Below are 17364 nucleotides of genomic sequence, written 5' to 3'. Positions count from 1 at the left end.
CACTCTATCCCGGTTATTGCGCGGCGATGACTTCAACCTCGAGCAGCCAGCTTTCATCAAATATCCCGGCAATGACCACCGTCATTGCCGGTGCCAAGGCGCCCAGATATTCGGCCCGGATTTCCCGGTTGGCCATCGTATGGTGCCGGTCGGACAGATACATCGTGACCTTGACGATATCCGCCTTGCTCATCCCGGCCGCCTTCAGCTGCGCATCGACGTTCAACCAGACCTGCCGCGCCTGCGCCTCAAAACCTGTTGGCAGCACATCGTCGCTATCGGCCGGGATCTGGCCGCTGACGAACAGCACCCGGCTAAAGTCCTCGATCCGCACGGCCTGCGCATAACCGCCGCGCGGCTGAGGGGCGTTTTTCGCGTTGAAAGCATCACGTTTCATGGTCTTTCTCCTCACATCCTGAACAGGCCGAACCTGGTGTCGCCGATCGGCGCATTGAGCGCGGCAGACAAGGACAGTGCCAGCACGTCGCGGCTCTTGCGCGGATCGATGATGCCGTCGTCCCATAGCCGCGCCGAGGCATAGAGCGGGTGGCTCTGCGTTTCGAACAGGTTCAGCACCGGCTGCTTGAACTGGGTCTCGTCCTCCTCGCTCCAGGGGGTCCCTGCCCGCTTCAGCGAATCGCCGCGCACCGTTGCCAGCACCCCTGCCGCCTGCTCGCCGCCCATCACAGAGATCCGGCTGTTGGGCCAGGTCCACAGGAAGCGCGGCGAAAACGCCCGGCCGCCCATGCCGTAATTGCCCGCCCCGAACGAGCCCCCGACCAGCATGGTGATCTTCGGCACCTTGGTCGTCGCCACCGCCGTCACCAGCTTGGCGCCGTGCTTGGCAATGCCTTCGGTCTCGTATTTTCGCCCGACCATGAAGCCGGTGATATTCTGCAGGAAAACCAGCGGGATCCTGCGCTGCGAGCAGAGCTCGACGAAGTGCGTGCCCTTCAGCGCCGATTCCGAAAACAGCACGCCATTATTGGCGATGATCCCAACGGGAATTCCGTGGACATGCGCAAAGCCGCAGACCAGCGTCGTGCCATAGCGCGCCTTGAATTCGTCCAGCCGCGAACCATCGACGATCCGGGCGATCACCTCGCGAATATCATAAGGTATGCGCAGATCCAGCGGCACGACACCGGCGATGTCATCGGGATCGTAAGCCGGCTCTTCCGGAGCCTGCCGCTCGATGGTGGGTATGGAAATCCGGTTGAGGTTGGCAACCGCGCGGCGCGCCAGCGCCAGCGCATGCGCATCGTCGCGCGCCAGGTGATCGGCAACGCCGGAAAGCCGCGTGTGCACATCGCCGCCGCCGAGATCCTCAGAGGACACGACTTCACCGGTCGCCGCCCGCACCAGCGGCGGCCCGGCCAGGAAGATCGTGCCCTGCCCCTCGACGATGATCGCCTCGTCCGACATGGCCGGGACATAGGCGCCGCCCGCCGTACACGAGCCCATGACCACGGCGATCTGCGGAATGCCGGCCGCCGACATATTGGCCTGATTGTAGAAGATGCGGCCGAAATGATCGCGGTCGGGAAAGACCTCGTCCTGGTTCGGCAGGTTGGCGCCGCCGGAATCGACCAGATAGATGCAGGGCAGGTTGTTCTCGGCCGCGATCTCCTGCGCCCGCAAATGCTTCTTCACCGTCATCGGGTAATAGGTGCCGCCTTTGACCGTCGCATCGTTGCAGACGATCATGCAATCGCGCCCGGACACCCGGCCGATACCCGTCACCAGCCCCGCCCCCGGCGCCTCGCCCTGGTAAAGCCCATGCGCCGCCGTCATGCCGACTTCGAGAAACGGCGTCGCCGGATCGATCAGCTGCGCCACCCGCTCGCGCGGCAGCATTTTGCCGCGGCTGACATGCCGCTCGCGCGCGACCTCGCCACCACCCCCCACGGCCACCGCCGCCGCGTCCTCGACAACACGCATCGCCTGCGCCATCGCCGCGCTATTGGCCCTGAAGGCTTCCGAAGAGGTCGAGATTTGCGAACGGATCACAGCCATGAATGTCCCTACCGGATAAGTTTCACGTCGCAGGCCAGATCGAGTTCCGACCAGACCCTATCGGTGGTAATGGCGGCGCTGCCATCGGCAGCAGCCAGCCCTATGCAGGCGCGGTCGGCAAAGGAAAGCCGCCTGGCGCGCGTATCCTTGCGCAGAACTGCGGCTTTTTCGGCTGAGGCGGTATCGAATGGCACGACCTCAAGCCGCAGCGCGCCCAGCCAAATGAAAGCTTCCTCTGGCCCGAGACCCTTGTCGATCAGCTTTGCGCCGGCTTCCGAATAGTTGACCGCCGAAATGCGCGCACCGGCCAGATGGATCATCGCCTGCTCGGCGCCCGGCTCATTGAAAGCCATGGCGAGGACCGCAGACGCGTCAAACACAGCGCCGCTCATTGCGCCTCCGCTTCCTGGCGCCGTTCGGCGATCAGTTCGTCGGACACAAGCGCACCGGCAGGCACCAGCCCCAGCGTTCGGCGCTGCAGCTGGCGCACCGCAACCATCGGCGATATCACCCGCAACTCGCCGTCCACGACACTCAACGTCACCCGTCCATCCTCGTCGAGCAGCATGGCCCGGCGCACGTCGTGCGGCAGCGCGATCGTTCCGTCCGGTGCCACCGACAGAAAGCGGAAGTCGATATTTCCGGGCGAAACCGATGCTGCCTCACGCGGCATCGCCTGTTCCTGCCGTGCAAGATACTCCTTTTTCCAATGGGAATATTGCGTAAACCCGGTGCCCTGGTTGCCGCCTTCGGCGATGTAGATATCCGCAACCTCTCGGCCGCTCGGCGGCGTGCCGTTCTTGGCAAGAAGCTCATCGCAAATCTGCCAGATGCGCGCTTTTTCCGAACCCGGCCGAACCGACAAATGTAACATATTCATCGAAATCTCCATTTAACAATATACAAATCGTACATTATGTTAAACGTAATGTAAAACGATAAATACAACCCTATGCTGTTTCATTGAAAAGCTCCCGTCCTATAAGCATGCGCCGGATTTCCGATGTGCCTGCGCCGATCTCGTAAAGCTTGGCGTCCCTCAGCAGCCGGCCGGCCGGATAGTCGTTGGTGTACCCGTTGCCGCCCAGCACCTGGATGGTTTCGAGCGCCAAGGCCGTTGCCCGTTCTGCCGCATAGAGAATGCAACCGGCCGCATCCTTGCGCGTGGTTTCGCCGCGATCGCAGGCTGCGGCTACCGCATAGACATAGGCGCGCGCCGCATTCAGCGTCACATACATGTCGGCGATCTTGCCCTGCATCAGCTGGAATTCGCCGATCGGCTGGCCGAACTGTTTTCGCTCATGCAGATAGGGAACCGCGACATCCAGGCAGGCTGCCATGATCCCGAGCGGCCCGGCCGACAGGACAACACGCTCGTAGTCGAGACCCGACATCAGGATGCGCACGCCGCCGCCAACGCTTCCCAGCACGTTCTCCCCCGGCACTTCGCAGTCGCTGAAGACGAGTTCACAAGTATTGGAGCCGCGCATGCCGAGCTTGTCGAGTTTCGGGCCGGTCGAAAATCCGGCAAACCCCTTTTCGACCAGAAACGCGGTAATGCCGCGCGGCCCGGCCTCGGGATCGGTCTTGGCGTAGACGACGAGGACATCGGCGTCCGGACCGTTGGTGATCCACATCTTGCTGCCGTTGAGCACATAGCGATCACCGCGCCGCTCAGCCCGCAGCTTCATCGACACGACATCCGACCCCGCTCCGGGCTCTGACATGGCGAGCGCACCGACATGAGCGCCGGAGATCAGTTTGGGAAGATACTTGGCCTTCTGGGCCTCCGAGCCATTGCGGTTGATCTGGTTGACGCAGAGATTGGAATGGGCGCCGTAGCTCAGCGCCACCGAGGCTGAGGCCCGGCTGATCTCCTCCATCACAACGCAATGGGCGAGATAACCAAGGCCGATGCCACCATAGTCCTCGCCGGCCGTAATCCCGAGCAGGCCGAGTTCGCCCAGCTCCCGCCAGAGTGGCATCGGAAAGCTGTTGCTGCGGTCGATATCAGCTGCCTGCGGCGCAATCCGTTCGCTCGCAAAGCGCCGCACGGTCTCGCGCAAAGCGTCGAGGTCGTCGCCCAAGGCAAAATTCAAGCCGCCGGAATACATCGGGCCTCCTCCCTGTCGGATCGCTGCCGCAACGAAAGAGGAAAACGAAATTCCACTCAGCCTCGAAACCCGGCCAGGGATATCTGCGCTCCTCCCGCTGCAGCCGCCGCTGCAAGACGGCGGGGCAGCGGACTCCTCTCCGCCGCACCCACCGGTTTTTCGAGACTAACACAGCCTCAAAACAATTTCCGAACCAAGACAGGCGCTTGCGCGCATGATTTGTAAAAAATCGCCCGGTCAAACCACTCGATCAAGGCGGACACGCCGAGGTCAGTAAGCGATAAACAGTGCCCCTCACCGCCCATGATCGCAATTGCCCTTGCGCAAAATGCCTGCAATCGCCAAGACGAACGGGAATAATCGGCAACGGACCAATCATGAAGGCAAAACAGATCGCAATCATCGGCGGCGGACCGGCGGGCCTGATGGCGGCGGAGATGCTGTCTGCGTCCGGCCATGCGGTGACCGTCTATGACGGCATGCCGACCTTCGGGCGCAAGTTCCTGCTCGCCGGCAAGTCCGGCCTCAACATCACCCATTCCGAAGATTACCCGCAATTCGCCGCCCGTTTTGGCGCCGCCTCCGATCGCCTGCGCGCGGCGCTGGATGCCTTCACCCCCGCAGACGTGCGCGCCTGGGCGGCCGGCCTTGGCACGGAAACCTTCACCGGCACATCCGGACGCGTGTTTCCAACCGCCATGAAAGCCTCGCCGCTTTTGCGCGCCTGGCTGAAGCGGCTGGAAGCGCAAGGCGTCACACTGATGCCACGCCACCGCTGGACGGGATTTTCCGGAACCGATCTCACCTTCGAAACCCAGAATGGCCCTAAAACCATCCAGAGCGACGCGACGCTTATCGCCCTCGGCGGCGCCAGCTGGCCGCGCCTGGGCGCCGACGGCAGCTGGATTCCATTGCTGCGAGACAAGGGCGTTGATATCACGGGCTTCCAGCCCGCCAATTGCGGCTTCGACGTCGATTGGAGCGATATCTTCCAGGAACGCTTTGCCGGCGCCCCGCTCAAATCCGTCACGACCACCTCGGATGCCGGCACGTTTCCGGGCGAATTCGTCATCTCCCGGCACGGCATCGAAGGCAGCCTCGTCTACGCCCATTCGGCAGCCCTGCGCGACAGCCTTGCCCGGCAGGGCCACGCCGCCCTCACCGTGGACCTCGCTCCCGGCCGCAGCCTCGAGCGCCTCGAAAAGGACCTGGCGCGGCAAAGCGAAAAAGCCAGCCTTGCCAACCGCCTGCGCAAAGGTGCGGGCCTGGAGGGCGTCAAGGCTGCATTGTTGCGGGAACTCGCCTCTCCATCTACGCTCAACGATCCCGCCCTTCTGGCCAGCCGGATCAAAGCAATCCCGATTCCCGTCATCCGGCCCCGCCCCATTGCCGAAGCAATATCCTCGGCCGGCGGAATAAGCTTCGATGCTCTCGATCAAAATTATATGCTGAAATCTCTTGCGGGTGTCTTTGCCGCCGGCGAAATGCTGGACTGGGAAGCCCCGACAGGCGGCTATCTTCTGACCGCGTGTTTCGCGACCGGACGCGCGGCGGCAGGAGGTATTAACGACTGGCTGCTGGGGCGGGCTTGATGAACCAACGTCGTCGCGCGACGATATAAGCAACCCCACATCATAAAAACATGTCGATGAAATCCGGTTTCATCGACATGTTATTTCCATATGTCGATGCCATCGACACAATATCAAATCAGTTCCGCTTCTCCTGCTTGCGCATCGGCATCTGATCGATCAGGTCAAACAACACCGCAGCTTGCACCACCTCGTCCGTACGGAATTTTACCGAGCCATCCTTGCCAACCAGCGCCAACGCGAAAAAACCGTTGGTGACATCGAGGTCGGAGCGGATGGCGTAGCAGTTGAGATCGTATTCCGGCCCAAACAAGGCCTTGACCTCGTTGCGTTCCACTTCCAGCACGATCATGTCGCGCTCGCGCAGACCGTCCGCCTCGGCCAGCAGCAGGCTGGCCTGCCGCGCCGCGTCGGTATGGCTGTCATCCGGAAAAATGATCACGACCCGGTAACGCCATTCGAAATCTGCGAGACTCATTCCACCTTGTTGCGGATCGATTTCGATACCCGACACAGCCGCCGACAATGACTTCAGCATCGCCGTTATCCTCTTCGTTGAACCATGAGGATATTAACCGGCAATACAGGGTTTGGTTCCGCAAAGCCTGTGATCGCACCCTCACTGCACCAGAATAGCCCGGAAATCGTTGACATTGGTACCCGTCGGCCCCGGCTTGAAAATGTCGCCGATCGTATCGAATGCCGACCAGGCATCGTTCCGGTCAAGGAGCGCCGCGCCATCGATCCCGGCGGCCACCAGGCGCGCGACACTCGTCGCATCGGCAAAGGCCCCGGCATTGTCCTCCGACCCGTCGATCCCGTCGGTATCGGCAGCCAGCGCCGAAATTCCCTCGGTGCCATCAATACCAAGCGCCAGGGACAGCAGGAATTCGCTGTTGCGGCCGCCCTTGCCCTTGCCCCTTATCGTCACCGTCGTTTCACCGCCGGACAGAATGACCCCCGGCTTTTGGAAAGGCCGGTTTTTAACTGCGACCTCGCGGGCAATTGCCGCATGCACGAGCCCGACCTCCCGGGCCTCGCCCTCGATCGCATCGGACAAAATGACCGCCTCGACACCCGCAGCCCGCGCCGTCTTAGCCGCAGCTTCCAGCGAAACCGCAGCAGACGCCACAAGGCGGACTTCGTTGCGGTGAAACGCCTGGTCTGTGGGTTTGGGTGCTGCAGACGCCTCGCTGCGGATGAACGCCATCACTTTTTCCGGCAATTCCAGCCGGTAGCGCTCGATCTGGCGCAGGGCATCCTCGCGGGTGCTGTCATCGGGGATGGTCGGCCCGGAGGCCACCAGCGCCGGATCGTCGCCGGGAATATCCGAGACCACCAGCGACACGACCCTTGCCGGCCAAGCCGCTTGCGCAAGACGCCCGCCCTTGATGCCGGAGACGTGTTTGCGGATTGCATTCATCGCGCTGATCGGCGCACCGGAAGCCAGCAGCGCGCGGTTGACGGCGATCTCGTCGTCGAGCGTCAGGCCGCCCGCAGGCATGGGCAAAAGTGCGGAGCCGCCACCGCAGATCAGCGCCACCACCAGATCGTCTTCGGTGAGCCCGCGCACCTCCTGCAGCAACCGCCGCGACGCCGTCATCCCGTTCTCGTCCGGCAGCGGATGCGATGCCTCCAGCACCTCGATCCGCTCGCAGCGTGCGCCATAGCCGTAGCGCGTCACGACCGCGCCGGTGAGCGGTCCGTCCCATAGCCGCTCGAAGACCTGAGCCATCTGCGCCGCCCCCTTGCCCGCGCCGATCACCACGGTGCGGCCCTTCGGCTTTTCCGGCAGGTTGGCGGCGAGCACCCTGGCCGGGTCGGCGGCTGAGACCGCCGCATGAAACAGGCTTTCCAGAAAGGCTTTCGGGTCGGCGATCACGGCCATGTCTTCATCCTCATTCCATAAAAAAACCGGGCGGCCCTCCTCCTGGCCGCCCGGTCCTTGCCGTCAGGCGACCGCGTGGTTGGCCATGCGTTCGAGAGCCGTGACGAGGCCCGAATGATCAAGCCCGGCATCGCCATGGGCAGCGCAGCTGTTGAACAGCTCCTGCGTCGCTGCCGTGTTTGGCAGGGAAACGCCGATGGCCTTTGCGCCCTGCAGGGCGAGATTGAGGTCCTTCTGGTGCAGCGAGATCCGGAAGCCCGGATCGAAGGTGCGCTTGACCATGCGGTCGCCATGCACTTCCAGAATACGCGAGGAGGCAAAGCCGCCCATCAGGGCTTCGCGCACCCTGGCCGGATCCGCACCGGCCTTCGATGCAAACACCAATGCCTCCGCGACAGCCTCGATGGTCAGCGCGACGATGATCTGGTTGGCGACCTTGGTCACCTGCCCGTCACCGCAATCGCCGACCAGCGTGATGTTCTTGCCCATCAGCTTGAACAGCGGCAAAGCCCGCTCGAAACTGCCCTCGGTGCCACCGGCCATGATCGACAGCGACGCGTTCTTCGCACCGACTTCCCCGCCCGAGACCGGCGCGTCCATGTATTCGGCGCCGGTTTCGCGCACCTTCTTGGCAAATTCCTTGGTGTCGATCGGCGAGATCGAGCTCATGTCGATCAGCAGCTTGCCCGCCGACAGGCCGGAGGCAACGCCGTTTTCTCCGAACAGGACATCCTTTACATCCGGCGTGTCCGGCAGCATCAGGATGGTGATATCGACCTTTTCGGCCAGCGCCTTCGGCGTTTCGGCAAATTGCAGGCCGTTATCGATGAGTTCCTGCTTCGGCGGAATGTGGAATTTCGAGGTGACAACGGTATGGCCGGCATCCTGCAGGTGGCGCGCCATCGGCGTGCCCATGATACCCAGTCCGATAAAGCCGATTGTGGCCATGATGCTTAGCTCCTGATCTTGATAATGTCTGCGCTGCGGGCTGTGGTCGCGGATTTAAGCCAGCCGAGCCCTTCGGATGTCGTGGTGCGCGGCTTGTATTCGCAGCCGATGAAGCCGTCGTAACCGGCCGTATCCAGCGCCGAAAAGACGAAGGGGTAGTTGATTTCGCCGGTGCCCGGCTCGTTGCGGCCGGGATTGTCGGCCAGCTGCACATGCGCGATCTGCGCCTGATATTTTTTGAACGTGCCGATCAGTTCGCCCTCGGTACGCTGCTGGTGGTAGAGATCGTACTGGATGAACAGGTTGTCGCTGCCAACCTCCTTGATGATCGAGGCCGCCTGCTCCACCGTGTTGAGGTAGAAGCCGGGAATATCGAACCGGTTGATCGGCTCGATCAACAGCCGGATGCCGTGTTTGCCGAGTTCGCTTGCGGCCAATCGCAGATTGGCAACGAAGGTCGCCCGCAGCACGTCGTCGGAGACGCCGACCGGCGCAATGCCGGAGAGGCAGTTGATCTGCGTGCAGCCGAGTGCGGTCGCATAGTCGATGGCCTGTGCCACGCCGCGGCGGAATTCGTCGATCCGGTCGGGCAGGACGGCAATGCCGCGCTCGCCGGCGGCCCAGTCGCCGCCCGGCAGGTTGTGCAGCACCTGCGTCAGGCCGTTGACCTCAAGTGCTGCCTTCAGAGCCTTCGCCTCGAAATCGTAGGGGAAGAGATATTCCACCGCCGTGAACCCGGCCTTGGCGGCCAGTGCGAAGCGGTCGAGTAACGGCACCTCGTTGAAAAGCATGGTCAGATTTGCCGCAAACTTAGGCATGAAAAGTCCTCCGTCTTTTTGATCAGTCGAGCAGTGCCAGGATAGCGGTCGGCGCATCCTCGCCGCGTTCGGCCAGTTCCTCGAACTCGACCACCGCATTGATGTCGGCGCCCATCGAAATATTGGTGACACGCTCGAGGATGAATTCGATGACGACGGGCACCTGGTGCTCGTTCATCAGGTCCTTCGCCCGCGAAAATGCCTCCTGGAATTCGTTGGGGCTCCGGACCCGGATCGCCTTGCACCCCAGCCCTTCCGCCACCGCGACGTGATCGACGCCGTAGCCCTTTTCCGCATCGCCGGAATGGTTGATATTGTCGAAGGCGAGGCTCACTTCGAAATCCATGTTCAGCCCGCGCTGCGCCTGGCGGATGAGGCCAAGATAGGAATTGTTCACGACCACATGCAGGTAGGGCAGCTTGTGCTGGGCGCCGACGGCCAGTTCCTCGATCATGAACTGGAAATCATAGTCGCCCGACAGCGCCACGATCGTCCGCTCCGGATCAGCCGCCCGTACGCCGAGCGCGGCCGGCAGCGTCCAGCCGAGCGGTCCCGCCTGGCCGCAATTGATCCAGTTGCGCGGCTTGTAAACGTGCAGGAACTGCGCGCCGGCGATCTGGCTGAGCCCGATGGTCGAGACGTAGCAGGTGTCGCGGCCGAAGGCCTTGTTCATCTCCTCGTAGACACGCTGCGGCTTCAGCGGCGTCTGGTCGAAATGCGTCTTGCGCAGCATCGTGCGCTTGCGCTCGCGGCATTCCTGCGCCCAGCCCGACCAGTCCTTCAGCTTGCCCGCCGTCTTCCATTCGGTGGCGACATCGAGGAACAGTTTCAGTGCAGCACCGGCATCCGAGACGATGCCGAAATCCGGCGCAAACACCCGGCCGATCTGGGTCGGCTCGATATCGACATGCACGAAGGTGCGGCCCTCGGTATAGGTCGGCACATTGCCGGTATGGCGGTTTGCCCAGCGGTTGCCGACACCCAGCACGAAATCCGAGGCTAAAAGATTGGCATTGCCGTAGCGGTGCGAAGTCTGCAGCCCGCACATGCCGGCCATCAGCGGATGATCGTCGGGGATCGTGCCCCAGCCCATCAGCGTCGGAATGACCGGGATGCCGGTGATTTCGGCAAATTCGGTGAGCAGATCGGACGCATCGGCATTGATGATACCACCACCGGCGACGATCAGCGGACGGTCCGCCGCGTTCAGCATGGCAATCGCCTTTTCGGCCTGCGCCCGCGTCGCGGCTGGCTTATAGGCCTCCAGCGGTGCGTAGGTATCGATATCGAATTCGATTTCGGCCAGCTGCACATCGACCGGCAGGTCGATCAGCACCGGACCGGGACGGCCCGACCGCATCAGGTGAAACGCCTTCTGGAACACGAACGGCACCAGCGCCGGCTCCATGACGGTGACGGCCCATTTGGTCAGCGGCCCGGCAATCCGGGCGATATCGACCGCCTGAAAATCCTCCTTGTCGAGCCGCGCACGCGGCGCCTGGCCGGTGATGCACAGGATCGGGATCGAATCCGCCTGGGCCGAATAAAGCCCGGTGATCATGTCGGTCCCGGCCGGACCCGAAGTGCCGATGCAGACGCCGATATTGCCATGTTTGGCGCGGGTATAGCCCTCCGCCATATGGGAAGCGCCCTCGACATGCCGCGCCAGGATATGGCGCACCGAACCGCGCGCCTTCAGCGCCGAGTAAAAAGGATTGATTGCAGCCCCCGGAACCCCGAAGGCGCAATCGACGCCCTCCTTCTCCAGAACCAGAACCGCCGCATCGACTGCGCGCATTTTCGCCATGACTATTCCTCCATCGTGTGAGGATCAGGGTAGTCCAAAATTCCGGCCGGGCAATCACTAAATGGAAATCATTCCCACCCTATGGAAATAAACATCTTCAACGAATCCGCTATGAATGGCGGCGCTCTGGACCATGATAAATGGCTATGCATTCATCCGCAGCCGCACACTCCCTTTCTCACACGCGGGCAGAGCCGCGCACTCCCTTTCTCACACGCGGGCAGAGCCGCGCACTCCCTCTTCTCCCCAGCGGGGAGAAGGTGGCGCAAAGCGCCGGATGAGGGGGCCAAACGCTCAGAACGTGCCGAACCGCCCCCTCATCACCACCAACTGCCCATCAAAACCGTTCCGCTTTCATCAACGATGCAATATGTCATGCACGATCACACAAACCGGAGCCGACATGCCCGAAAAGCCACCATCCCCGGATCATCTGCGCGCCAAGCCCGGCCGCAAGGCCAGCGAAAATGCCGTTCCCTCCTCCGTGCAGGTGCTCGACCGCAGCCTGAAGCTGCTCGATCTCGTCGCCAGCGGCGATGGTGCGGCGCTCACCGACCTGTCAGATCAGTCCGGCATGGCGCCCTCCACAGTGCACCGGCTGCTGACGGCGCTTGCGGGGCACGGCATGGTCACCCACGATACCGAGACCGGCGCCTGGACGATCGGGCTGAAAGCTTTCGAGATTGGCAATGCCTTCCTGCGCTTCCGCAAGCTCGGCACGATCAGCCGCCCCTTCCTGAAACAGCTGATGGAACACTCGGGCGAAACCGCCAATATCGGCATCGAGGATGGCGGCGATGTCGTCTTCGTTTCGCAGGTGGAAAGCCACGCCCCGATGCGCGCCTTCTTCCGCCCCGGCCGCCGCGGCCCCATCCACGCCTCGGGCATCGGCAAGGCGATCCTGTCCACCTGGGAGACCGCCGCCATCGAACGCCTGCTGTCGCGCCAGCCGCTGATGCGCTTCACGGAAAAAACCCGCGATACACTGCCCAGGCTCCTCAGCGATATCGAAACCATCCGCTCACGCGGCTGGTCGATCGACGACGAGGAGCATACGCTCGGCATGCGCTGCCTTGCCGCCCCGATCTTCAACGAATATGGCGAGGCAATCGCTGGGATTTCCATATCGGGGCCAGCTGTCAGGCTCCCCGACGGGACGCTCGCGGCGCTGGGTCCGGTGGTGAAAGCCGCAGCCGACGGCGTGACGCAGGCCATGGGCGGACGCCGGGAGGACGGCCAAAAGCACAGCGCTTGAAGGACCCTGTGCTTCAGAATATCGGATCAGGCTGTTTCGGCCCGGCTCCCCGTCAGCTACGCGCCGCCCAGTGATGCCAGTCCTCTTCGCTGCCATGGAAGACATTGAGATCGATCCGGCCTTCGACACCGTGCGAGAGCCCAGATCCCGAATATTGCCAGAACAGCCACTTGCGGCCCGGATAGACCTGCGACGGGTGCGCGGCCACCGAGCGCAGCCAGAAGGGATAGTTCTTGAACTCGCCCGTCAGGTTGTCGCGGTAGAAATCCGGTGCGGTGTAGATTACCGGACGCTTGCGGTAATGGCGCTCCAGCTTGTCCATGAACACCTGCATCTTCTCGATCGCCTGGGCCCGCGACAGGCGATATTTGCAGCTGGATTCGCCGTTATATTCGACGTCGATGACGGGCGGCAGCGCGTCGGGGTCGCGCGGCACGTTGCGGATGAACCAGTCTGCCTGTTCGCCGGCGGTGCGGCACCAATAGAAGAAGTGATAGGCGCCGCGCTTCAGCCCGGCATCCTTTGCCCGTTTCCAGTTCGTCCTGAACATCGGGTCGAGATGGTCGCCACCATCGGTCGCCTTGATATAGGCGAAGTTCGCCCCTTGGGTGCGCAGCTTCGCCCAGTCCATCTCGCCCTGCCAGCGCGACACGTCGACGCCGTGCACGGCGAGCTTGCGCGGCGAGGCCTTGCCGAAATTGATCGGATGGGCATCGCGGAACTGGCGGCTGTAGATTTGCGCGCGCCGGGTGCGCGCGGTGCCGAGCCCCGGATTGTCCGGCATGATCATCGCTACCGGACGCTCGGCCGGAACTGCCATGCCTTCGGTCGTGACGGATTCGAACGCCTGCGATTGCGGCACCTGCCCGGCCCAGGCCAGTTGCTCGGGATGACTTTCCGCCTGCGCGATCACCGCGCCGACATCGGCGGTGGGCACTGGCCCTGCGGAGACGGAACTGGTCGTCTCTTTCGACGGTAGCCCCGCCACCAGGCTTTCCGGCCCGGAACTCGATGTGCAACCCGCCACCAGAAGGCCGGCAAGAAGGATCGCTGGAACAGCCGAAAAACGCATGAGACCCCGTACGCAAAACTAAAAACAGGCGGCACCCGCCCCACTGCCTTCAATTCCTAACGGAAAATTACCAACAAAGATTGAATCCGATCTTTCTCACATACAAAGGCGCGGGGAATGGGCTGTTGGCGGGTGAGATTTCCCCTCCGGATCCGGCCGCCACCGGGGACCCAACACCGCAAATATATTTAAAGACATGAGGCGCCGGCTGCACTTAGCCCCCGCCCCCGAAAAAAATCATCCCCGCAAATCCCCGCTCCAAAGGCTCGTGCCATACTTCTTCCCGTCCCATCACGGATACACCGGTTTGCGTTGCCGGCGAGAAGGGGCCGGTGCCCGGATGATGTTGCGGAACGCGCGCAAAATCCCCGGGGCTGCGTGAAAGGTGGTTCTCCTCCGGTTCGCCAATGAACCGGGCGTGCCGGGTTCGTCACGCCGTCTTCGACGGTCCAGGGCGAAACCCCGCCTTATTGAAAAGCCTGGCGGATAAGCGGCCGGGCTGGGGCATTGGAGGCCCCTCCTTGAAAAAGAGAGGCGCAGAAGAACCTGAGAAGCGCGGCAAAAGACACTGAACGGGGCGCCGGAAGGCGTCATATAAACTTACTAACCTGCGGCACTTTCCAGCGCCCCGGCCAAGTCAGAATCAAGGATAACCACGGCGGATTTTTTTCCGGGCGTGGCTATTAGGCGTTGCGCCAAGAGCTCCCTCTTCTCCCCAGCGGGGAGAAGGTGGCCCGCAGGGCCGGATGAGGGGGGCGAAGCCACCTCCAAGTCTAAAACACGGGGAAACTGAAAATGGAAAATCTGAAAACACACCAGGATGAAAAGCCGCCCGCTCCACGCCGAACCGCCCCCTCTTCCGCCCTCCGGGCACCGTCTCCCCCTGGGGAGAAGAGGGAAGTCCACCTCCCCCTTGAGGGGGGAGGTCGCCGCAGCGCGGCGGGTGGGGGTGACCATCGCGAGCGCCATAGTCAATCGCATATGCCGCAGATCACCCCACCCCGGAGCTTCGCTCCGGCCCTCCCCCTCAAGGGGAGGGTTCAAACAGACTGTCCCTTGAAACACAGGGCGATTGGTCGCAGAGAAAGAGGAACGTTGCGGGTGCCGCAATGTCACCTCCCCCTTGAGGGGGGAGGTCGCCGCAGCGCGGCGGGTGGGGGTGACCACCGCGAGCGCCATTGTCAATCGAACACGCCGCAGCTCACCCCACCCCGGAGCTTTGCTCCGGCCCTCCCCCACAAGGGGAGGATAAGCTCCTCACGCTGTCTCCAGCGTCCGTGCCGGAATACCGGCCTTGCGCGTTTTCATCGCCTTGCCGGCCACATAGACCTCGGCCACACACCGGTCATCGCCCATGGTCTGCAGAATGAACAGCTCTTCCACCAGCGATTTTGCGGTGCGCATCCGCAGTTCCATCGCCGATTTGCCGCTGGAATCGAGGACGACGATATCGGCGTCGGCGCCCACATGCAGCGAGCCGATACGGTCCTGGAGCCCGAGCGACCGGGCGTTGCCGAGCGTCATCCGATAGAAGGAATTGAGCGGCGACAGCCGTTGGCCCTGCAGGTGCAGCACCTTGTAAGCCTCGTCCATCGTTTCCAGCATCGAGAAGCTGGTGCCCGCCCCGACATCGGTCGCCACCGACCAGCGGGCGCCGAGCCGGTCGAACCGGTCGCGGTCGAACAGGCCGGAGCCGAGGAAGAGGTTGGATGTCGGGCAGAACACGCCGACCGCGCCGGTCTCGGCCAGCACCGAGATTTCCCGGTCGCTGAGATAGATGCAATGCCCCAGCAGCGTCTTGTCCGTCAAAAGATCGTAGCGGGCATAGATGTCGGTATAGTCTTTCGCGTCCGGATAGAGCGAGGTGGCAAAGGCGATCTCGTCCTTGTTTTCCGACAGATGCGTCTGCACGTAGCAATCGCGATGTTCCGTCACCAGCGCCTTTGCCATCTCCATCTGCTCAGGCGTCGAGGTGATGGCAAAGCGCGGGCTGATCGCATAGTGCGCCCGGCCTCGTCCATGCCATTTTCCAATGAGCCGCTTGGTCTCGTCATAGCCCGTTTGCGGCGTGTCGCGCAGCGCGTCCGGCGCATTGCGGTCCATCATCACCTTGCCGCCGACCATCAGCATGCCGCGCTGTTCGGCGGCCGTGAAATAGGCGTCCACGCTTTGCGGATGCACCGAACAATAGGCAACAGCCGTCGTCGTGCCATTGGCCAAAAGCTCGTCCATGAACCGGCCGGCAATGAAGGCCGCATGGTCCGGCTCGGCGAATTTCTGTTCCTCCACGAAAATATAGGTGTTCAGCCATTCCATCAGCTGCGCGCCATAGGATGCAATCGCCTGGGTCTGCGGGAAATGCAGATGCGTATCGATCAATCCCGGCAGGATGAGATGGGGCCGGTGATCGGCCACCGCAACGCCGGGACCGGCAGACTTGCGGATATCGGCGTAATCGCCGACGGCGGCGATTTTGCCGTCGCGCACCAGAACCGCGCCATCGTCCACGGTCAGATAGGATGCGGTATCATCGATACTCTTGGGCTCATCGATAAAGGTCAGCACGCGTCCACGGATCAGGAGTTCGCTCATTGGGTTTTTCCTCCATTCACAACTGTCTCGTACCAGGCGACCAGAAGCTTGCGCTCGTCGTCGGTCACGGCCGTCACGTTTGCCGGCGGCATCGCGTGGCTGCGTCCGGCCTGCAGGTAGATCTCCCGCGCATGATTGGCGATCTCAGCATCGCTCTCCAGCACCACGCCCTTGGGCGGCTTGATCATGCCTTCCCATCCCGGCTCCTGCGCATGGCACATGGCACAGCGGCCAAGGATTGTGTCGCGAACCCTGGGAAAGGCCTCCGCCGTGACGAAAGGCTGCTGCGCCGCAGACACCTGTTCCGGCTCGCCGGTCAGGACCTTCGGCACGGTCGACAGCCACATGATGACGATGAACAGGAGCACGGTCGCAAGCCAGGTCCAGGTCGGATTGCCGGTATTGGCGTGGCGGGTGTTGAAATAGTGGCGGATGGTCACGCCCATCAGGAACACCAGCGAGGCGATAATCCAGTTGAACTGGGTGCCGAAGGCCAGCGGATAATGGTTCGACAGCATCAGGAACAGAACGGGCAGTGTCAGGTAATTGTTATGCGTCGAGCGCTGCTTGGCGATCCGGCCGTATTTCGCATCCGGCGTGCGCCCGGCGATCAGGTCGGCGACGACGATGCGCTGGTTCGGCATGATGATGAAGAAGACGTTGGCCGACATGATGGTCGCCGTGAAGGCGCCCAGATGCAGGAAGGCGGCGCGGCCGGTAAACAGCTGCGTATACCCCCACGCCACCGCGACCAGGATGAAATAGAGCGCCACCATCAGCCGCGTATTGTCGTTGCCGAAGGGCGACTTGCAGAGCAGGTCGTAGATGATCCAGCCGAAGGCGAGCGAGGCCAGCGAGATGCCGATGGCAACCGGCTTGGAAACATCCAGCACATTGGGGTCGATCAGGTAGAGATCGGCGCCGGCATAATAGACCAGACACAGCATGCCGAAGCCGGACAGCCAGGTGACGTAGCTTTCCCATTTGAACCAGATCAGGTGTTCCGGCATGTTGGCGGGCGCGACGAGATATTTCTGGATGTGATAGAAGCCGCCGCCATGCACCTGCCATTCCTCGCCATAGGCCCCGGCCGGAAGGTCAGGCCGCTTGCGCAGGCCAAGGTCGAGCGCGACGAAATAAAAGGACGAGCCGATCCAGGCGATGGCGGTGATGACGTGGAGCCAGCGGACGGCGAAGGTCAGCCAGTCCCAGGCAATGGCGTATTCATACATAAAGGCCTCCCTGTTTGGGAGACTTCTGCC

General features: G+C 62.5%; 15 protein-coding genes. 2 read left to right on the top strand and 13 right to left on the bottom strand.

Annotated features, from left to right (window positions below; genetic code table 11):
- Window positions 1-13 precede the first annotated feature (13 nt).
- The 5 genes from PYR65_RS22840 to PYR65_RS22820 form a co-directional block, all read right to left on the bottom strand.
- Window positions 14-397 carry a RidA family protein gene (locus tag PYR65_RS22840; protein WP_276121710.1) on the bottom strand — a complete coding sequence of 128 codons (384 nt, stop codon included), beginning with the start codon at window positions 395-397 and terminating at the stop codon, window positions 14-16.
- 11 nt (window positions 398-408) lie between these two features.
- Window positions 409-2016: a carboxyl transferase domain-containing protein gene (locus PYR65_RS22835; RefSeq protein WP_276121709.1), complete on the bottom strand. Its 1608-nt coding sequence runs from the start codon at window positions 2014-2016 to the stop codon at window positions 409-411.
- Between the two features lie 8 nt (window positions 2017-2024).
- Entirely contained in the window at window positions 2025-2408 is a 384-nt protein-coding gene (locus PYR65_RS22830) for a type II toxin-antitoxin system VapC family toxin (protein ID WP_060636667.1), read from the bottom strand.
- Window positions 2405-2896: a hypothetical protein gene (locus PYR65_RS22825; protein ID WP_060636668.1), complete on the bottom strand. Its 492-nt coding sequence runs from the start codon at window positions 2894-2896 to the stop codon at window positions 2405-2407. The genes PYR65_RS22830 and PYR65_RS22825 overlap by 4 nt, the downstream gene beginning before the upstream one ends.
- Before the next feature lie 70 nt (window positions 2897-2966).
- Window positions 2967-4130 (bottom strand): isovaleryl-CoA dehydrogenase, encoded by a 1164-nt coding sequence (locus tag PYR65_RS22820; RefSeq protein WP_276121708.1) that lies wholly within the window; start codon window positions 4128-4130, stop codon window positions 2967-2969.
- Between the two features lie 377 nt (window positions 4131-4507).
- On the opposite strand from PYR65_RS22820, the gene PYR65_RS22815 reads away from it, so the two are divergent.
- The gene (locus tag PYR65_RS22815; RefSeq protein ID WP_276121707.1) at window positions 4508-5722 is read left to right on the top strand and encodes a TIGR03862 family flavoprotein; all 1215 of its coding nucleotides are present in this window, start codon (window positions 4508-4510) and stop codon (window positions 5720-5722) included.
- Window positions 5723-5840: 118 nt separating this feature from the next.
- On the opposite strand, the gene PYR65_RS22810 is transcribed toward PYR65_RS22815, so the two are convergent.
- The 5 genes from PYR65_RS22810 to gcl all read right to left on the bottom strand — a co-directional run bounded on the left by PYR65_RS22810 (window position 5841) and on the right by gcl (window position 11183).
- Window positions 5841-6260, bottom strand: a complete 420-nt coding sequence (locus tag PYR65_RS22810; RefSeq protein WP_276121706.1) for a DUF4174 domain-containing protein — start codon at window positions 6258-6260, stop codon at window positions 5841-5843.
- A gap of 81 nt (window positions 6261-6341) precedes the next feature.
- On the bottom strand, window positions 6342-7610 hold the full coding sequence (locus PYR65_RS22805) for a glycerate kinase type-2 family protein (RefSeq protein WP_276121705.1): 1269 nt from the start codon (window positions 7608-7610) through the stop codon (window positions 6342-6344).
- Window positions 7611-7673: 63 nt separating this feature from the next.
- Complete coding sequence (locus PYR65_RS22800) at window positions 7674-8558, bottom strand: 2-hydroxy-3-oxopropionate reductase (protein WP_060636673.1); 885 nt, start codon at window positions 8556-8558, stop codon at window positions 7674-7676.
- 5 nt (window positions 8559-8563) lie between these two features.
- Window positions 8564-9376 (bottom strand): hydroxypyruvate isomerase, encoded by an 813-nt coding sequence (hyi, locus tag PYR65_RS22795; protein ID WP_276121704.1) that lies wholly within the window; start codon window positions 9374-9376, stop codon window positions 8564-8566.
- Between the two features lie 22 nt (window positions 9377-9398).
- On the bottom strand, window positions 9399-11183 hold the full coding sequence (gcl, locus tag PYR65_RS22790) for a glyoxylate carboligase (RefSeq protein WP_276121703.1): 1785 nt from the start codon (window positions 11181-11183) through the stop codon (window positions 9399-9401).
- Between the two features lie 403 nt (window positions 11184-11586).
- Between gcl and PYR65_RS22785 the strand changes: the two genes are divergently transcribed.
- On the top strand, window positions 11587-12438 hold the full coding sequence (locus tag PYR65_RS22785) for an IclR family transcriptional regulator (RefSeq protein ID WP_276121702.1): 852 nt from the start codon (window positions 11587-11589) through the stop codon (window positions 12436-12438).
- Between the two features lie 52 nt (window positions 12439-12490).
- On the opposite strand, the gene PYR65_RS22780 is transcribed toward PYR65_RS22785, so the two are convergent.
- From PYR65_RS22780 to PYR65_RS22770, 3 genes are all read right to left on the bottom strand, one after another.
- On the bottom strand, window positions 12491-13510 hold the full coding sequence (locus PYR65_RS22780; RefSeq protein WP_060636676.1) for a glycoside hydrolase family 25 protein: 1020 nt from the start codon (window positions 13508-13510) through the stop codon (window positions 12491-12493).
- Window positions 13511-14767: 1257 nt separating this feature from the next.
- The gene (gene guaD / locus PYR65_RS22775) at window positions 14768-16102 is read right to left on the bottom strand and encodes a guanine deaminase (protein WP_276121701.1); all 1335 of its coding nucleotides are present in this window, start codon (window positions 16100-16102) and stop codon (window positions 14768-14770) included.
- Entirely contained in the window at window positions 16099-17334 is a 1236-nt protein-coding gene (locus tag PYR65_RS22770; protein WP_276121700.1) for a urate hydroxylase PuuD, read from the bottom strand. The genes guaD and PYR65_RS22770 overlap by 4 nt, the downstream gene beginning before the upstream one ends.
- Window positions 17335-17364: the final 30 nt, after the last annotated feature.

The sequence above is a fragment of the Pararhizobium qamdonense genome (genome assembly GCF_029277445.1).
Lineage (GTDB): Bacteria > Pseudomonadota > Alphaproteobacteria > Rhizobiales > Rhizobiaceae > Pararhizobium > Pararhizobium qamdonense.
The sequence above is the reverse complement of the archived record's forward strand: the minus strand, read 5'-3'. Positions and strand labels throughout refer to the sequence as shown.

Excerpts from the sequence above, each read along its gene's own strand:
- PYR65_RS22780 (WP_060636676.1), bottom strand. The coding sequence starts at position 13,510 with ATGCGTTTTTCGGCTGTTCCAGCGATCCTTCTTGCCGGCCTTCTGGTG.
- guaD (WP_276121701.1), bottom strand. The coding sequence starts at position 16,102 with ATGAGCGAACTCCTGATCCGTGGACGCGTGCTGACCTTTATCGATGAG.
- PYR65_RS22830 (WP_060636667.1), bottom strand. The coding sequence starts at position 2,408 with ATGAGCGGCGCTGTGTTTGACGCGTCTGCGGTCCTCGCCATGGCTTTC.
- PYR65_RS22800 (WP_060636673.1), bottom strand. The coding sequence starts at position 8,558 with ATGGCCACAATCGGCTTTATCGGACTGGGTATCATGGGCACGCCGATG.
- PYR65_RS22770 (WP_276121700.1), bottom strand. The coding sequence starts at position 17,334 with ATGTATGAATACGCCATTGCCTGGGACTGGCTGACCTTCGCCGTCCGC.
- hyi (WP_276121704.1), bottom strand. The coding sequence starts at position 9,376 with ATGCCTAAGTTTGCGGCAAATCTGACCATGCTTTTCAACGAGGTGCCG.
- PYR65_RS22820 (WP_276121708.1), bottom strand. The coding sequence starts at position 4,130 with ATGTATTCCGGCGGCTTGAATTTTGCCTTGGGCGACGACCTCGACGCT.
- PYR65_RS22805 (WP_276121705.1), bottom strand. The coding sequence starts at position 7,610 with ATGGCCGTGATCGCCGACCCGAAAGCCTTTCTGGAAAGCCTGTTTCAT.
- PYR65_RS22840 (WP_276121710.1), bottom strand. The coding sequence starts at position 397 with ATGAAACGTGATGCTTTCAACGCGAAAAACGCCCCTCAGCCGCGCGGC.
- gcl (WP_276121703.1), bottom strand. The coding sequence starts at position 11,183 with ATGGCGAAAATGCGCGCAGTCGATGCGGCGGTTCTGGTTCTGGAGAAG.
- PYR65_RS22815 (WP_276121707.1), top strand. The coding sequence starts at position 4,508 with ATGAAGGCAAAACAGATCGCAATCATCGGCGGCGGACCGGCGGGCCTG.
- PYR65_RS22810 (WP_276121706.1), bottom strand. The coding sequence starts at position 6,260 with ATGCTGAAGTCATTGTCGGCGGCTGTGTCGGGTATCGAAATCGATCCG.
- PYR65_RS22835 (WP_276121709.1), bottom strand. The coding sequence starts at position 2,016 with ATGGCTGTGATCCGTTCGCAAATCTCGACCTCTTCGGAAGCCTTCAGG.
- PYR65_RS22825 (WP_060636668.1), bottom strand. The coding sequence starts at position 2,896 with ATGAATATGTTACATTTGTCGGTTCGGCCGGGTTCGGAAAAAGCGCGC.
- PYR65_RS22785 (WP_276121702.1), top strand. The coding sequence starts at position 11,587 with ATGCCCGAAAAGCCACCATCCCCGGATCATCTGCGCGCCAAGCCCGGC.